Here is a 16,368-nt window from a genome sequence, read left to right as displayed (position 1 = left end):
ATCATAAGTATTTTGGATTTATTTGTTTTTTAGTATCATTATGTATGATTACAACAGGTATTTAACTTTAAACTGATATAAATAGTTGAAATCAAGACAATACTCAAGCACCTTCATTTTAAATGGAGGTGTTTTTTTAATATGCAGTGAATATTACTGACATCGCACCATATCCCAAATACCATTTTATGTAATCACATTAACTAGAATTTTTAAAATTAAGAAAAATGACACATATCTCATATTGAATATTTTTGCGTTATTATGTATAATAATAAATATTATGAAAAGGGGCTAAATAGATGAAACAAATATTGAAAATAATTACCGTTTTTTCATTCCTTATAAGTACTTTAATTATTTACATAAATCCAGAAGTAAATGCTAATGAAAAAGACCAATGGCAAAAAATTAAAGAACGTGGTGAATTGCGTGTTGGTTTATCAGCAGATTATGCACCTTATGAGTTTGAACATAATGTTAATGGTAAATCAAAGTATGCAGGTATTGATATTGATATCGCAAAAAAGATTGCGAAAGATAATCATTTAAAACTGAAAATTGTAAATATGCAATTTGATAGTTTATTAGGAGCGATTCAAACTGGTAAGATTGATATCATTATCTCAGGAATGACACCGACACCTGAACGTTTAAAAGAAGTAGATTTTTCAAAACCTTATATGACAGTCGACCAAAAAATGATTATTAAAAAGTCAGAAACTGATCGTTTTAAAACAATAGAAGATTTTGCGAATAAAAAAATCGGTGTACAAAAACAAACACAGCAAGAAAAAATAGCACAAACTGAAATAGATAATGCACAAATTCAATCTTTAACGCGTGTACCTGAAGTTATAATGTCGTTAAAAAGCGGAAAAGTTAATGGAATGGTGATTGAAGGTCCTGTTGCAGAAGCATATTTAAAACAAAATAAAGATTTAACTTTTGCTAATGATGTTAAATTTAATGAAGGTAGAAAGGAAACGGCAATTGCTTTACCTAAAAATTCTCCAATACTCATGGAGAAATTAAATACTTCAATCAAAGATGTTAAAAATAATAATTTGCTAGAAGATTATAAAGCGTCAGCTGCTGATGCAATGCAAAAAGATGACGGTAATTTCTTCACAAAATATGGTGATTTTTTCCTAAAAGGAATTAAAAACACAATCTTAATTTCTATAGTTGGTGTTGTTTTAGGAGCTGTATTTGGTGCATTGATTGCATTATTAAAACTAAGTCAAATTAAAATATTGAGATGGATTTCTTCAGCTTATATCGAATTTTTAAGAGGCACTCCTTTATTAGTACAAGTTTTCTTAGTTTATTTTGGTACTACAGCAGTATTAGGTCTAGATATCTCAGCTTTAATATGTGGTATGATAGCACTTGTTATAAATTGTTCAGCATATATTGCTGAAATAATAAGAGCTGGTATAAATGCAGTTGATAAAGGGCAAACTGAAGCCGCAAGAAGTTTAGGTCTTACTTATGGTCAGACAATGAAATCGGTTATTTTGCCACAAGCAGTAAAAAACATATTACCGGCTTTAGGTAATGAATTTGTCACTGTGATAAAAGAATCGTCAATTGTATCTGTCATAGGCGTTAGTGAAATAATGTTTAACACACAAGTTGTACAGGGAGCATCATTTGATCCATTCACACCGCTTATTGTAGCAGCAATTTTATACTTTATACTTACATTTACTTTATCAAGAGTGATGTATTTCTTCGAAGGGAGATTGAAAGTTAGTGATTAATATTAAAAATTTATATAAATCGTTTGGAAAAAATGAAGTTTTAAAGGGAATTAATCTAACTGTGGATAAAGGTGATGTTGTTGCTATAATAGGTCCTTCAGGTAGTGGTAAAAGTACGCTTTTACGCTGTATGAACCTTCTCGAAACACCTACAAGTGGGGAAGTAGTATTTAAAGATCATAGTTTAACAAATGAAAAAACTAAATTAGAAGCATTAAGACAACAGATGGGTATGGTTTTCCAAAATTTTAATTTGTTTCCACATAAAAAAGTTATAGATAATATTATATTGGCGCCGAGTTTATTAAAAAAGGGAAGTCAAAATGAATTGAAAAAAGAAGCAATGGATTTGTTGAAAAAAGTTGGATTGGAAGATAAAGCTAATGCATATCCATCTCAATTATCCGGGGGACAAAAACAAAGAGTTGCGATTGCTAGGGCTTTAGCAATGAATCCAGAAGTACTTCTATTTGATGAACCTACTTCAGCATTAGATCCTGAAGTGGTTGGAGATGTTTTAGAAGTAATGAAAGCTTTAGCAAAAGAGGGTATGACTATGGCAGTTGTAACACACGAAATGAATTTCGCTAAAGATGTGAGTGATAAGGTTGTGTTTATGGTAGATGGTGTCATTGTGGAATCAGGGACACCACAAAATATTTTTGAACAGCCGCAACATGATAGAACTAAAAACTTTTTAGCACGTGTTTTATAGTTACAAAATGGACCAAAATGTTATGAAAATGGATTATAGTTATTCATTCATAACATCTTGGTTTTTTTATATAAAAATTTGAATTCTCGAATTCTCTTATTAATAATGAATGTGTTAAACTAAAGAATGTATGTTTTTAAGGTGGGGTGTAAAAAATGAATATAAATCAATTGAAACAAGATGTTATAGACTATGCACATTCAATTGGTATTGATAGTATTGGTTTTACTACGGCTGACCCATTCGATGAATTAAAACAAAAATTAGTTGATTATCATGAAAAGGGCTATGCTTCAGGATTTGAAGAACCAGACATTGGATTACGTACTGAACCCAAATTAACATTACCTACTGCAAGATCTATCATTGCCATTGCTGTTGGTTATCCTAATAAATTGAAGGGTGCACCTAGAAGTGTGCGTGGAGACAGAAGAGGTATGTTTGCTAGGGCATCTTGGGGTCAAGATTATCATTCAATCATGAGAAAACGTTTAGATAAATTAGCTGAGTATTTAGAGACTAGAGTACCAGATGTAGAAATTAAATCAATGGTTGATACAGGTGTGTTGTCAGACCGAGCTGTAGCAGAACGTGCAGGATTAGGTTATGTAGGTAGAAATGGATTTGTTATAAATCCAGATCTCGGAACATGGACTTATCTAGGTGAAATGTTAGTAAGTGTTCCTTTTCCTCCTGATGACCCAATCATTGATAGTTGTGGAGATTGTACAATATGTGTTGATCGATGTCCAACAGGGGCCCTAGTAGGAGATGGCCAACTAAATAGTCAAAAATGTATTAGCTTTTTAACACAAACAAAAGGTTATCTACAAGATGAATATCGATATAAAATAGGTAATCGTCTCTATGGCTGTGATACATGTCAACAAGTCTGCCCAAGAAATCGTGGTATCAATACACAGCATGATGATATTGTATTAGAGCCAGAAATATTAAAACCAAGGTTAGTACCACTATTACAAATGAGCAATAAGGAATTTAAAAATACTTATGGTCATTTAGCGGGCGCATGGAGAGGTAAAAAACCAATTCAAAGAAACGCAATTCTAGCATTAGCACATTTTAAAGAAGAAACTGCGATACCTGAATTACAAGAAGTCGCATTGAATGATCCAAGACCGATGATTAGAGCTACTGCTTTTTGGGCAATTGGACAAATTCAAGGAGAGCAAGCAAGATCATTTATTGAATCACACTACGAGAGTGAATTAGAGGAAGTCCAACATGAGATGATAAAAGGACTAAATATGAGGAGAGAATAAAAAGCATGACCAACCACATTGTATTATTTCAACCACAGATACCTGGAAATACTGGCAGTATCGCTAGAACTTGTGCTGGCACTTACACACATTTACATCTTATAAAACCATTAGGATTTAGTACAGATGACAAAATGCTGAAAAGAGCAGGATTAGATTATTGGGATGCAGTAAATATCAATTATTATGAAAATATAGAATCGTTTTTTGAAACTACGGAAGGTAAATATTATTTATTAACTAAGTTTGGAGAAAAAACTTATTCTGATTTTGATTTTACTAATGAAGATGAAAATCATTATTTTATTTTTGGTAGAGAAACGACGGGCTTACCTGATTGGGTAAAGGAGAAATATAAAGATACAGCTTTAAGAATTCCCATGAATGATAATATAAGATCATTAAATTTATCCAATACTGCTTCTTTACTTATTTATGAAGCATTGAGACAACAAAATTTCCCAAATTTACATTAAAATCTATATTAATCAATGAAAAACGACTTTGACATTTGTATAATATAGTTAAAGCTAAAAGTGAGTATTTGAAAATTTAGTTGATTATTAAAATTAAGTAGTTTATGAAGATAGCTTCAAGGGTATTATTATAAATAATGCTAGAACGCGTCTTAAAAGATTAAGAGGAGTGTAATAACTATGGCAATGAACTTTAAAGTTTTAGAAAACGAAAAAAGTGTAGCAGAATATGCTGCAGATATTTTAAGAAAACAGTTTAACAATAATCCAACTACGATAGCAGGTATCCATTTATCTAATGATAATGCACCAGTATTAGATGAATTAAAGAAAAATGTAGATGATCATGCAGTAGATTTCAGTCAAATTAATATATTAGATTATGATAGCAATAAATCATATTATGAAGCGTTAGGCGTACCAGAAGGCCAAATATATGGTGTTTCATATGGTCAAGATACGGAGTCATTTATAAGTGATAAAATCAAAACTAAAGAAAATAAAGGTAAATTGATTACACAAATACTTTCAATTGATACAAATGGTAGACTTAATGTAAGTATTAATCATGGTCTATTTTCTGCAAGAGAAGTAATTTTAGTGATTACTGGTAGTGAGAAAAAAGATGTTGTGCATAAATTATATGAAGAAAATGGTAAAACTTCATTTGAACCATCTGATTTAAAAGCACATCGTATGGTGAATGTTATTTTGGATGAAGCTGCTGCAGAGGGTCTTCCTGAAGATGTTCGTCACTATTTCACTGCACGTTTCGCATAAAATTCAAAATGTGAGGTGTAACCAATGACTAATGATAATGTAAATAAAAAGTCTACCAACCATGATGCAGAACCACAAAATGAAATGGTTGATGATTTTGAAGATATTGTAGAATTGGGCAAAGAAATGGAACAAATTTCAGAAGAAAATGATGAAGATAAATTAGATAAATCACATGATTCTAAAGTACGTTCAGATTTAGATAATTAAAATAGTGAGTTTTTTGTAAGTGAAAAAATTGAAATAAAGTTTAAATTGTTAGTCAATACGTGTGATTTACATTAAAAATTATTAATTCGTTTATAAATACATGGAAGCGTGTAAGTGTTGATCAAATATTAATATTTGATGTCTTACTCGCTTCTATTTTTTTATAAATGTAATCAATTTGCCACGTTATTAGTATGTGGTTATATGAATATTAAAAAAACAATGCCAACATAAATTTGATTATGTTATTATTAAGTCATTATTTGAATTTAAGGAGTTATCATTAATATGTTAAGTAACTATTGGAAATATCTCATGATATGTGCGGTAATTGTAAATTTAATTTCTATAAAAGGATTTCCTATGGCCATTGGTGCAATATATTTACCAATCTTATTTAAAATTATTCAATTACAAATCAACTTGTCACATGGTCTCGTAGATAAAGTCAATGCTTCTACATTTGTAAAAAGTAATCAAACTGGAATCATTATTAGTGTATTGTGTTGTATTGTTATTACAGTATTATTATTTAAACCGCTTGGTGATTTTTATAATAGTTTAACTGGGTTTTTAGGACTTCTTATCACAGTTAGTCCTGTAACAATGATTATTGGTGCAATACTTTTAATTTTAACTGCAATAGGTATAATACAAGCAGCAAAGATGAAATTTAATGATGTAACAATTACAAAATAATAATGAATGATGTTTAAAAACCAGAGACTAAAATTAGTTTCTGGTTTTTTTAATAGTTAGTAATTAATTGTTTGAATGTACAAATCAAAGTTAATAATCAGACATTTTTCAATGGAATGAAAACGCTATATTAAAGAGATTGCCCAGTTAAATTAATTAATGCTATACTAAAGTTAAATACATATTGAAGGGGAGATTTTTAAATGTCAGTTAGAATTGAACATGATACATTTGGTGAAATTGAAGTACCTGCAGATAAATACTGGGGTGCACAAACAGAAAGAAGTAAACGAAACTTTCCAGTTGGCAAAGAACAAATGCCAATTGAAGTTGTTTATGGATTTGCTCAATTAAAAAGAGGGGCAGCATTAGCCAATCATGAATTAGGAAAACTAAGTGACGCAAAAAAAGATGCTATTGTGCATGCATGTGATCGTATCTTAAACAAAGAATTAGATGAACACTTCCCATTAGTCGTTTGGCAAACTGGAAGCGGTACACAAAGTAATATGAACGTTAACGAAGTAGTGAGTTATGTTGCGAACATGTATCTCAAAGAGCAAGGTAGCGATGAATCAATACATCCAAATGATGATGTGAATAAATCTCAAAGTTCAAATGATACTTTCCCAACTGCGATGCATGTTGCACTATATAATGAAATTGAGGTAAAACTTGAACCGGCATTAAAATCATTACGTGATACTTTTAAAGAAAAAGAAGAAAAGTTTAATGAAATTATTAAAATAGGGCGTACTCATTTACAGGATGCTACACCTATTCGTTTAGGCCAAGAAATAAGTGGATGGCGTTATATGTTAGATAAATGTGAAACATTACTTAGTGAATCAAAAGCCCATATTTTAAATTTAGCAATCGGTGGTACTGCAGTAGGTACCGGTATCAATGCGCACCCAGAATTTGGTGATAAAGTTGCTAAATTTATTTCAAAAAATACAAGGTATCCATTTGTATCATCTGAAAATAAATTTCATGCATTAACTGCACATGATGAAGTCGTTCAATTACATGGTTCACTCAAAGCATTAGCTACTGACTTAATGAAAATTGCAAATGATGTGAGATGGTTAGCGTCTGGACCACGTGCTGGGCTTGCTGAAATTTCTATACCAGAAAATGAACCTGGTTCATCTATCATGCCTGGTAAAGTCAACCCAACACAATGTGAAATGTTGACGATGGTTGCAGTTCAAGTTATGGGAAATGACACTGTGGTTGGCATAGGTAGTTCACAAGGGAATTTTGAGTTAAATGTCTATAAACCTGTTATTTTGCATAATACATTGCAGTCTATTTACTTATTGGCAGATGGTATGCAAACATTTAATGATAATTGTGCAGTAGGCATAGAACCAATTGAAGAAAACATTGATAATTATTTAAATCAATCACTAATGTTAGTAACAGCATTAAATCCTCATATTGGTTATGAAAAAGCTGCTAGCATAGCTAAAAAAGCCCACCGTGAAGGTTTAACATTAAAAGAGTCGGCTGTTCAATCTGGATATTTAACTGAGGAACAGTTTAATGAGTGGATTAAACCTGAAGATATGGTTGAACCCAAGTAATTTTAAAAAATAAAGGAATATCAATATCTTTGATTAAAGAAGAAACGTCAATTTCTATTGAAATTGACGTTTCTTCATTTATAAAAGTTTTCAATTACGCTAAACTATTTTTTATATTTATTAGCATCATTCTAGAATTACATTTTTTGTTTACTTCTAGGTTAGAGTTAATAATATTAGGGTTTAAGTTATCATTTCCTTAATATAATCAAAAACTGATTAATAGTTTAAAGTTTACCAATTCTGTTTAAGTCTTCAGCTAATATGATATCGGTCTTCTTGTTGAATGAATGCGTAAGTGTCTACATTTATTGTGACTCCTATTAACAACAATGTTGTGTGTACGATAAAATCTATAAAAAGAATTAGAAATGTAACTTTACATATTTAGATTTCATCATCTAAACTAACTGAAATTTTTTCTTGTGTTAAAGGATGAATAAATTCTATTTTGTAACTATTTAATTGAAGTTGTCTTAACGTCGAATCACCATATAATGGGTCACCGATAACTGGATGTCCAATTTCTGCTAAATGTACACGTATTTGGTGTGTTCTACCCGTATCTAATTTCAAATCGACTTCACATACATTTTCTTTAACCATGCGAGAAGTTAAAATATGTGTAATGGCAGATTGACCTGTAGTAGATACTCGGCGCTTATTCGAGTGAAATTTATCTTTACCTATAGGAGCATCGATGGTTTGTGGTTTTATTGGTAATAAGCTATGTACGTTTGCCTTATAGATACGATCAATTTTATTTTCCTCTAACATACGGTCGAGGATTTTTTTCATTAAAGGATTTTTGGCAACTATTAAAAGACCAACTGTCTCTTGATCTAAGCGATGTATTGGTTCTACATAATCGCTTTTAATGGTATATATCACATGATTCATTAATGTATTACTTTCTTTTAAATCATTGGGATGCGTTTTAACCCCTTTAGGCTTCATAACGATGGCTAGATCATTGTCTTCATAATAAATTTGTGCAAATCGATAGCTTGGTAAATAATTACTCTTTTCATCTGGTGTTGGAATATAAACATGGTCGCCGGCATGTACTTGTGACGTAAGTTTTGCATTTTTATCATTGACTTTAATCTCTTTTGACATATTTAAATTGTGTAAATCTTTTTTTGGCAATTGTAATTGCTGGAAAATTTCTCTTAGTGTTAATGCATTATAATTTTCTGGGATTTGAAATTTCATAATATCCTCCTCTTTGACCAATTATTATCATACCATAAACACGCTGTTAAAAATATTAGACCTTGCGATTGATTTAATAATTTTTCATATTATTTAAGTCCATTTAAAAAGGAATTATTTATCTATTTTTAAATGCTTAACAAACTTGTATAATGTATGTAAATAGTGTTGTTAAAGAATGGACTGGTTAAATGGAAAAACCGACTAGATTAGCATTATTAAAAGAAATTGCTGAATTTTTAAATGAAGAAACAGAAACATATAGTATGCTACAAGGCGCATTGAAATCATTAATTGATGGAAGTGAATTTACAACGGGGTGGATTTTTTTCATTGATGATGTGGGGCAGCATGAACTCGTATCATATAATGGTTTGCCAGGCGCATTGGAAAATAACCATTGTCAGTATATGCGAAAAGGGACGTGTTGGTGTGTTCAAGCATATCAAAATAAGAAATTAACGAAGGCTTCAAATATTATAAATTGTTCGAGAATTAATTTAGCGAATCGAGCTTATCATGAAGAAACTGATGGTATTACACACCATGCTACAGTTCCATTAAGATCTGGTGAAGAGCAATTTGGATTACTCAATGTTGCAACGCCTTATACGAGGAGATATAGCGCAGAAAATTTAGAGTTGTTAGAATCTGTTGCATTACAAATTGGATCAGCGATAAAAAGAATTTTGTTAACAGATCAAGAAAAAGAAGCTGCGCGTATAAGTGAACGCAATAGATTAGCAAGAGATTTACATGATTCTGTAAACCAAATGCTTTTTTCTGTTAAGTTGACAGCACATGCAGCATTAGGAATGACACAAGAAAATGTTTCTCGTAAAGCATTTCAAGTGATTGAAGATACGAGTCAACAAGCAGTTAATGAAATGAGAGCTTTGATATGGCAATTAAAACCCGTTGGATTAGAGCAAGGATTAGTTAATGCGTTAAAACAGTATAGTAAGTTACTACAGTTAGAGTTAGTCGTTAAAGTAGATGGTTTGATTAAGCTGCCAAGTCAAATCGAAGAAAATGTTTATAGAATTGTTCAAGAAGCAATGAATAACACAAAAAAACATAGTGAAACCACTCAAGTTCGGTTAGATTTAGTTCAAGATGATAATTATTTATTGGTAACGATTGCTGATTTTGGGAAAGGTTTTGATAAACATAAATCAAACCTTCATCACTCACATGGTTTAAATAATATGAAACAACGGACTAAACAGATAAGTGGTAAATTGACAATTGAAGGTGAACCAAACAAAGGTACAAAAATTCATATCTCAATACCGTTATAAAGTGTCGAAAGGAAGGTCAAGATGAAGCGAATCATTTTGGTAGATGATCACCATATCGTAAGGCAAGGTTTAGAATTTCTATTATCAACAGTTGATGATATAGAGGTTGTTAAAGGTTTTTCAGATGGCAAATCATTTTTAAAATATTTAGAAGCGCATGAATTACCTGATATCGTATTATTAGATTTAGTGATGCCCAATATGAATGGAATAGAAATCACTGAAATTATGAAGCAAAAATATCCAGAAGTTAAAATATTAGTGCTAACCAGTTATGTAGACGATGAACATGTGATTTCGGCAATTGATAAAGGCGCCGATGGTTATGAAATGAAAGATGTTGAACCTGAGAAGTTGATTAAAACAATTAAAAACGTGCTGTCAGGTGAAAAAGTTATCCATCCACAAGCTCAAAGCGTTATGGAGTCAGTAAGTAGTAAACCACACTATACAAACAAACTATCTAAACGTGAATCTGAAGTCTTGACAGAAATGGCAAAGGGTAAAACAAATAAAGAAATTGCGGAAACTTTATTTGTCTCAGAAAAAACTGTTAAAACCCATGTCAGTCACATATTCGCTAAATTGCAAGTATCCGATCGCACACAAGCGGCGATTTATGCTATGCAGAATAATCTTATATAAATTATTAGATGTTATGTAAATATTATTTTACATAGCATTTTTTTGTATCGTATATACTTTTGTTTCAAAATGTATAATATTACTATATAATGTAGCTAATAAACATAAAGGGGGATGTTGTTATGAAGACTAAAAATCTTTCATTGAAAATTGTTATAGCGTTAATACTCGGTATAGCAATAGGGTCTATATTTAACATGTTTGCTCAATCAAGTTTTGTGGTCAACGTTGATAAATATGTCTTTAACGTGATTGGGCAAATTTTTCTGAATTTAATTTTCATGTTAGTAGTGCCTGTTGTGTTTGTTTCAATTGTATTAGGTGTAGTAGGGGTGGGTGATCCTAAATTATTAGGCGGTATTGGGTTAAAAACGATTACTTTCTTTTTAACTACTACTGCAATAGCAATTATAATTGGGATTACTTTAGCTTTAGTTTTACAGCCGGGTGAGGGGAAATCAGATTTATTAAAAAGTGAGGATGTATCAAGTTATCAAAAAACATTAGATAAAGAGGATAATTCACAAAGTTCTGCAGCCAATCAATCATTTGATCAAACATTGATTAATCTATTTCCTAAAAATCCGTTACAAGCTATGAGTGAAGAAAATATGTTGCAAATTATTACATTTGCTATTTTCATTGGAATAGGTTTGATTATGGTTGGTTCGAAAGCTGAAGGGGTTTACCGGCTATTTGAGCAAACCAATGAAGTTTTAATGTATATTGTAACGATGATCATGAGCGTGTTTGCACCTATTGGTACTTTTGGTCTTGTTGCACATGCGTTTACAGGAGCAGGGTTTGGAGCTATCCAACAACTTGGTATGTATTTCTTTATAGTGTTGCTTGCGCTATTTATCCATTTCTTTGTTATATATGGTTCAGCAGTGAAATTTATAGCTAAATCAAGTCCACTGAAATTCTTTAAAGATTTTCTTCCGGCAATTACACTTGGTTTCAGTGCTTCGAGTTCTACTGCCACTTTACCAGTGTCGCTTAAATGTACTAAGAATATGGGTGTTAGACCAGAAGTAGCATCTTTTGTACAACCTCTTGGCGCTACAATCAACATGGATGGTACGGCAATCATGCAAGGTGTTGCAACGATATTTATTGCACAAATATCTGGGATAGAGCTTTCATTTATGCAAATTATAACTGTTGTAGTCATCGCTGTAGTAGCATCCATTGGTACTGCAGGTGTCCCTGGGGTTGGACTGATAATGTTAGCAATGGTTTTAAATGCCGTTGGATTGAATCCAGCAGCAATTGGTATTATCTTAGGTATTGATAGATTGTTGGATATGACGAGAACATCTGTCAATATTACAGGTGATGCTGCATGTGCACTAATCATTTCAAAAGCTGAAGATAAAAAATTAGCTGCTAAAAATGAAAGTTAATTAAATAAGAGATATAAATTAAAGATATTTAAAATTTGAGAGTGGCCCTAACATTGAAATATGCTGGCCACTCTTTTTTGTGATACGTGAGAAGTGTTGCAAATGAGTTGTTGATTTATAAAATTTTTTTCTTAAAAAATAAACCATCACTATGATAGTTTAGTATTAGATTAACCTGATAGATGACTTATTAAGAATGAAGTACATTGTACAATTCTACAAATTTTTTACCATCTTTTCTAGGAACCTGATCAAATAGCCAAGGCTCTCCATCAGACTCCATAATCGTTATTCTAAAAGGAGTTAAAGATAGACCAAATTTAACACTTTGAAGTTCATTAAAAGGGAATAAACTTTTGATTTCATGATTTTCAATTATTCCTTTTGCTTTAAACGTAATTTTATCATTATATAACGTCAATATGCCTGGAATCATTTGCGCATTAATAAATTTCATAGAAGCACTGATAGAAATTAGTTTTGTTGAAGAATGATTATTCAAAGAAACATCCCCTTAAAATTTGTTTTAGTTAATATATCATTTTGCATAGTGTTATTCAAATTCGTGTTCATTAACAAAAAAGAAAAGTAGTGAATGATATCTATATTTCAACTGATATCAATTCACTACTTATTTGATGAACTACATTTTAATAAGCGCGATTATTTTAACGTGTCGTAATAAAGTTAAATAGGGGTGTAACCTTTAAAATTTACATATTGATAGGCCTGTTTTACTTCAGCCTCGGTAGGTGCTGTTATTTGATCTAAAGCATAAGTTAAACCTAGTGATTGCCATTTATGCACACCTAATTGGTGATATGGCAGTATTTCAAAGCGCTCAACGTTGTCGAGTGAATTTATAAATTCGCCTAACCGTATCAAATCTTTTTTATCATCTGTGAGACCTGGCACTAGTACATGTCTTATCCAAACGGGTTGATTTTTAAGAGAAAGTGTTTTAGCAAAGTTTAATATATGTGTATTAGGTTGGCCAGTTAATTCCTTATGTTTAGCATTATCAATATGTTTAATATCTAATAATATTAAGTCTGTATATTTTAATAAAGCATCTAATTGTTTTTCAAAAGTATGTGTATTTTTCGCTGTACCAGCTGAAGTGTCAATGCAGGTGTGAATATCATGTGCTTTTAATGATTGAAATAAGGCGGTTAAAAATTTGATTTGTAATAATGGTTCACCGCCACTGACTGTCACGCCCCCACCTGATGCATCGAAATATGGTTTGAAAGGAGTTATTTCATTTACCATTTCCTCAACTGTGACTGCGCGTGTATAATCATTTATTTTCCAAGTATCGGGATTATGACAGTATAAACATCTTAATAAACACCCTTGAGTAAATAATATATATCGTAGTCCTGGACCATCAACGGTACCCAAACTTTCAACAGAATGTAAATGTCCTTTTAACATATATAAGCCGCCTTAAATTCAAATCACATTTTTTCATGGAAAGTGCGTGAAATAACATCTAATTGTTGTTCGCGTGTTAATTTAATAAAGTTAACGGCATAACCAGAAACACGAATCGTTAATTGTGGATATGCTTCAGGGTGTTCCATTGCATCTAATAGTGTTTCCCTATTAAATACATTAATATTTAAGTGATGTCCGTGTTGCATTGCATAGCCATCCAACATACTTGTGAGATTTTTACATTGATCATTACTTTCCTTACCAAGTGATTTTGGAACGATGCTAAATGTGTTAGAAATACCATCTTTACAACAATCATAAGGTATTTTTGCTACGGTACTTAGTGAAGAAAGTGCACCTTTTTGGTCACGTCCATGCATAGGGTTTGCACCTGGTGCAAATGGTTCTCCAGCTTTACGTCCATCTGGTGTATTTCCAGTCTTCTTACCATATACAACATTTGATGTTATCGTTAATACACTCATCGTATGTTCTGAATTACGATAAGTTTTATGACTACGTAATTTTGTCATAAAGCGCTCTACAAGGTCGATTGCTAAATCATCAACACGTGCGTCATTATTACCATATTTTGGGAAATCACCTTCGATTTCAAAATCTGTTACAACGCCATTTTCATCACGAATAGGTTTTACTTTTGCATATTTGATTGCAGATAATGAATCTGCAGCAACAGAAAGACCAGCTATACCTGTAGCCATTGTTCTAATGATATTTGTATCATGCAGTGCCATCTCAATACGTTCATAACTATATTTATCATGCATATAATGGATGACATTAAGTGAATTAATATATACTCCAGCTAACCAATCCATCATTTTATCAAATTTTTCAAATACCTCATCGAAGTTGAGTACTTCTGATTTTATACTTTCATATGATGGTCCGACTTGTTGACCTGATTTTTCATCTATGCCACCATTAATCGCATATAATAAAGTTTTTGCTAAATTAGCACGAGCACCAAAAAATTGCATTTGTTTTCCAATCGTCATAGCAGATACACAGCATGCAATACCATAATCATCACCATAAGATTCTCTCATTAAGTCATCATTTTCATATTGAATTGCGCTTGTTTTTATACTCATTTTTGCACAATATGTTTTAAAATTGTCAGGTAGGCGAACTGACCATAATACTGTGAGGTTTGGTTCAGGTGCTGGACCTAAATTATCTAGTGAATGTAAGAAACGGAAAGAGTTTTTAGTTACCAATGCACGTCCATCAATACCTACACCTCCAATTGATTCTGTTACCCAAGTAGGGTCACCAGAAAATAATTCGTTATAATCAAGTGTTCGAGCAAATTTAACGATACGTAATTTCATAATAAAATGGTCAATGATTTCTTGTACTTCACGTTCTGTAATCAATCCATTGTTTAAATCTCTTTCAGCATAGATATCTAAAAATGTTGAAGTACGACCTAAGCTCATAGCTGCACCGTTTTGTTCTTTAATGGCAGCTAAATATGCTAAGTACAACCATTGTACTGCTTCTTTAAAGTTATAGGCTGGGCGACTTAAATCAAATCCATAAATATTACCTAATGTTTTTAATTCATTTAATGCTCGGTATTGTTCAGACAATTCTTCGCGTAATCGGATGACATCTTCTGACATTTCTTTAGACATATTGTTGAAATCTTCCATTTTTTTCTGCATTAGGAAGTCTACACCATATAAAGCGACTCTGCGGTAATCTCCAATAATACGTCCACGACCGTACGCATCTGGAAGTCCAGTAATGATCCCAGCCTTTCTGCAATTCAACATCTCTTTAGAGTATGCATCGAATACACCTTGGTTATGCGTTTTACGATAGTCAGTAAATATTTTTTCAGTTTCACTATTTAACTCATAACCATACGCTTCACAAGCTGCTTTGGCCATGCGAATACCACCAAAAGGTTGCATTGAACGTTTGAATGGTTTATCGGTTTGGACACCTACTATGCTTTCTAATTCTTTATTTAGATAACCTGCCTCGTGAGAAGTGATGGTAGAAGGGATTTTTGTATCCATGTCCCACATACCACCTCGATCACGTTCTTCTTTAGACAATTGCATGACTTGCTCCCAAAGTTTAGTTGTTGCCTTTGTAGGACTTTCTAAAAATTGATCATCACCTTCGTACAATGTGTAATTGAGTTGAATAAATTCTCTTACATCTACATGATGTTGCCAGCGACCTTTTTTAAAATCATTCCATGCTGTGGATTGCATATTATTTTCTTTTAACATATCATTACCTCCAAAAGTATGTTATTTTTTTCACAATAATTATATCATTTGTTTTGTTAAAAAAATCACAAAGTTTTTGAATAATTTTAATCTAAAATGTGAAAGCTTTTGGAATCTGTATTAAAAAGTAATACACTTAAGGTGTGTTATAGGTCTGTTATAGCACAGTTTTAAAAGTGTATATTTAATTAAGATATAATAGAAAAAGTTAAACATAACAGTTTAGCAAATGTGTTTAATAATAAATGAGTAATTCATATGAGATTTTGAGTTTGTAAGAAGATAATCATATAATTACATGGATCAAAAATAATGAAAAAACAATTTTGAGAAGTACTACTATTGACTACATGTTTTTGATACTGCTATACGATAGAAGAAATTAACAATTTAATAGTTTCGTCTTTTATTGTTAAAGAAGATGGAGTTTAAATCAAGGATGTAGATAATGGTAGAAAATCATTTATTAAAAGTATATCAAAAGAGTTTTATATGAAATAAGGAATGTGAAACACTATACTATTGAATTAGGTCATCCACATTATTAAATTTTTTCAAAAATAACTCATAGTC

At 31.5% G+C, this 16,368-nt stretch carries 15 protein-coding genes; 11 read left to right on the top strand and 4 right to left on the bottom strand.

What is annotated here, in order from left to right:
• Window positions 1-302: 302 nt before the first annotated feature.
• The 8 genes from CD150_RS07385 (at window position 303) to fumC (ending at window position 7,518) form a co-directional block, all read left to right on the top strand.
• The gene (locus tag CD150_RS07385; RefSeq protein WP_103161462.1) at window positions 303-1,766 is read left to right on the top strand and encodes an ABC transporter substrate-binding protein/permease; all 1,464 of its coding nucleotides are present in this window, start codon (window positions 303-305) and stop codon (window positions 1,764-1,766) included.
• Window positions 1,759-2,481 carry an amino acid ABC transporter ATP-binding protein gene (locus CD150_RS07380; protein ID WP_073341550.1) on the top strand — a complete coding sequence of 241 codons (723 nt, stop codon included), beginning with the start codon at window positions 1,759-1,761 and terminating at the stop codon, window positions 2,479-2,481. Before CD150_RS07385 ends, CD150_RS07380 begins: the two co-directional genes overlap by 8 nt.
• A gap of 155 nt (window positions 2,482-2,636) precedes the next feature.
• Window positions 2,637-3,764: a tRNA epoxyqueuosine(34) reductase QueG gene (gene queG / locus CD150_RS07375; protein WP_046207639.1), complete on the top strand. Its 1,128-nt coding sequence runs from the start codon at window positions 2,637-2,639 to the stop codon at window positions 3,762-3,764.
• A 5-nt stretch (window positions 3,765-3,769) separates the two neighbouring features.
• Entirely contained in the window at window positions 3,770-4,240 is a 471-nt protein-coding gene (gene trmL / locus CD150_RS07370; protein ID WP_073341552.1) for a tRNA (uridine(34)/cytosine(34)/5-carboxymethylaminomethyluridine(34)-2'-O)-methyltransferase TrmL, read from the top strand.
• A 180-nt stretch (window positions 4,241-4,420) separates the two neighbouring features.
• Complete coding sequence (locus tag CD150_RS07365; RefSeq protein WP_046207637.1) at window positions 4,421-5,020, top strand: sugar phosphate isomerase family; 600 nt, start codon at window positions 4,421-4,423, stop codon at window positions 5,018-5,020.
• Between the two features lie 24 nt (window positions 5,021-5,044).
• The gene (locus CD150_RS07360; protein ID WP_073341554.1) at window positions 5,045-5,230 is read left to right on the top strand and encodes an SAS053 family DNA gyrase inhibitor; all 186 of its coding nucleotides are present in this window, start codon (window positions 5,045-5,047) and stop codon (window positions 5,228-5,230) included.
• A gap of 288 nt (window positions 5,231-5,518) precedes the next feature.
• Window positions 5,519-5,929, top strand: coding sequence for a hypothetical protein (locus tag CD150_RS07355; protein ID WP_046207635.1), 411 nt, complete (start codon window positions 5,519-5,521; stop codon window positions 5,927-5,929).
• 203 nt (window positions 5,930-6,132) lie between these two features.
• The gene (gene fumC, locus CD150_RS07350) at window positions 6,133-7,518 is read left to right on the top strand and encodes a class II fumarate hydratase (protein WP_103161461.1); all 1,386 of its coding nucleotides are present in this window, start codon (window positions 6,133-6,135) and stop codon (window positions 7,516-7,518) included.
• Window positions 7,519-7,905: 387 nt separating this feature from the next.
• Here fumC and CD150_RS07345 read toward each other — a convergent pair whose 3' ends face one another.
• Entirely contained in the window at window positions 7,906-8,733 is an 828-nt protein-coding gene (locus CD150_RS07345; protein WP_064208787.1) for an RluA family pseudouridine synthase, read from the bottom strand.
• Between the two features lie 191 nt (window positions 8,734-8,924).
• Here CD150_RS07345 and CD150_RS07340 point away from each other — a divergent pair, with 191 nt between their 5' ends.
• The 3 genes from CD150_RS07340 to CD150_RS07330 all read left to right on the top strand — a co-directional run bounded on the left by CD150_RS07340 (window position 8,925) and on the right by CD150_RS07330 (window position 12,085).
• Complete coding sequence (locus CD150_RS07340; RefSeq protein WP_073341559.1) at window positions 8,925-10,034, top strand: GAF domain-containing sensor histidine kinase; 1,110 nt, start codon at window positions 8,925-8,927, stop codon at window positions 10,032-10,034.
• Between the two features lie 21 nt (window positions 10,035-10,055).
• On the top strand, window positions 10,056-10,679 hold the full coding sequence (locus CD150_RS07335; protein ID WP_073341562.1) for a response regulator: 624 nt from the start codon (window positions 10,056-10,058) through the stop codon (window positions 10,677-10,679).
• A 122-nt stretch (window positions 10,680-10,801) separates the two neighbouring features.
• Entirely contained in the window at window positions 10,802-12,085 is a 1,284-nt protein-coding gene (locus tag CD150_RS07330; protein WP_103161460.1) for a dicarboxylate/amino acid:cation symporter, read from the top strand.
• 190 nt (window positions 12,086-12,275) lie between these two features.
• Here CD150_RS07330 and CD150_RS07325 read toward each other — a convergent pair whose 3' ends face one another.
• The 3 genes from CD150_RS07325 to pflB form a co-directional block, all read right to left on the bottom strand.
• A complete protein-coding gene (locus tag CD150_RS07325) occupies window positions 12,276-12,587 on the bottom strand; it encodes a hypothetical protein (protein WP_225309945.1) in 312 nt (103 codons plus the stop codon).
• A gap of 185 nt (window positions 12,588-12,772) precedes the next feature.
• Entirely contained in the window at window positions 12,773-13,522 is a 750-nt protein-coding gene (pflA, locus tag CD150_RS07320; protein WP_073341567.1) for a pyruvate formate-lyase-activating protein, read from the bottom strand.
• Window positions 13,523-13,545: 23 nt separating this feature from the next.
• The gene (gene pflB / locus CD150_RS07315; protein ID WP_103161459.1) at window positions 13,546-15,795 is read right to left on the bottom strand and encodes a formate C-acetyltransferase; all 2,250 of its coding nucleotides are present in this window, start codon (window positions 15,793-15,795) and stop codon (window positions 13,546-13,548) included.
• Window positions 15,796-16,368 lie beyond the last annotated feature (573 nt).

The organism is Staphylococcus ureilyticus (assembly GCF_002902235.1).
Taxonomy (GTDB): Bacteria; Bacillota; Bacilli; order Staphylococcales; family Staphylococcaceae; genus Staphylococcus; species Staphylococcus ureilyticus.
Note: the sequence above shows the minus strand (reverse complement) of the source record. Positions and strands in the feature narration are given on the sequence as shown.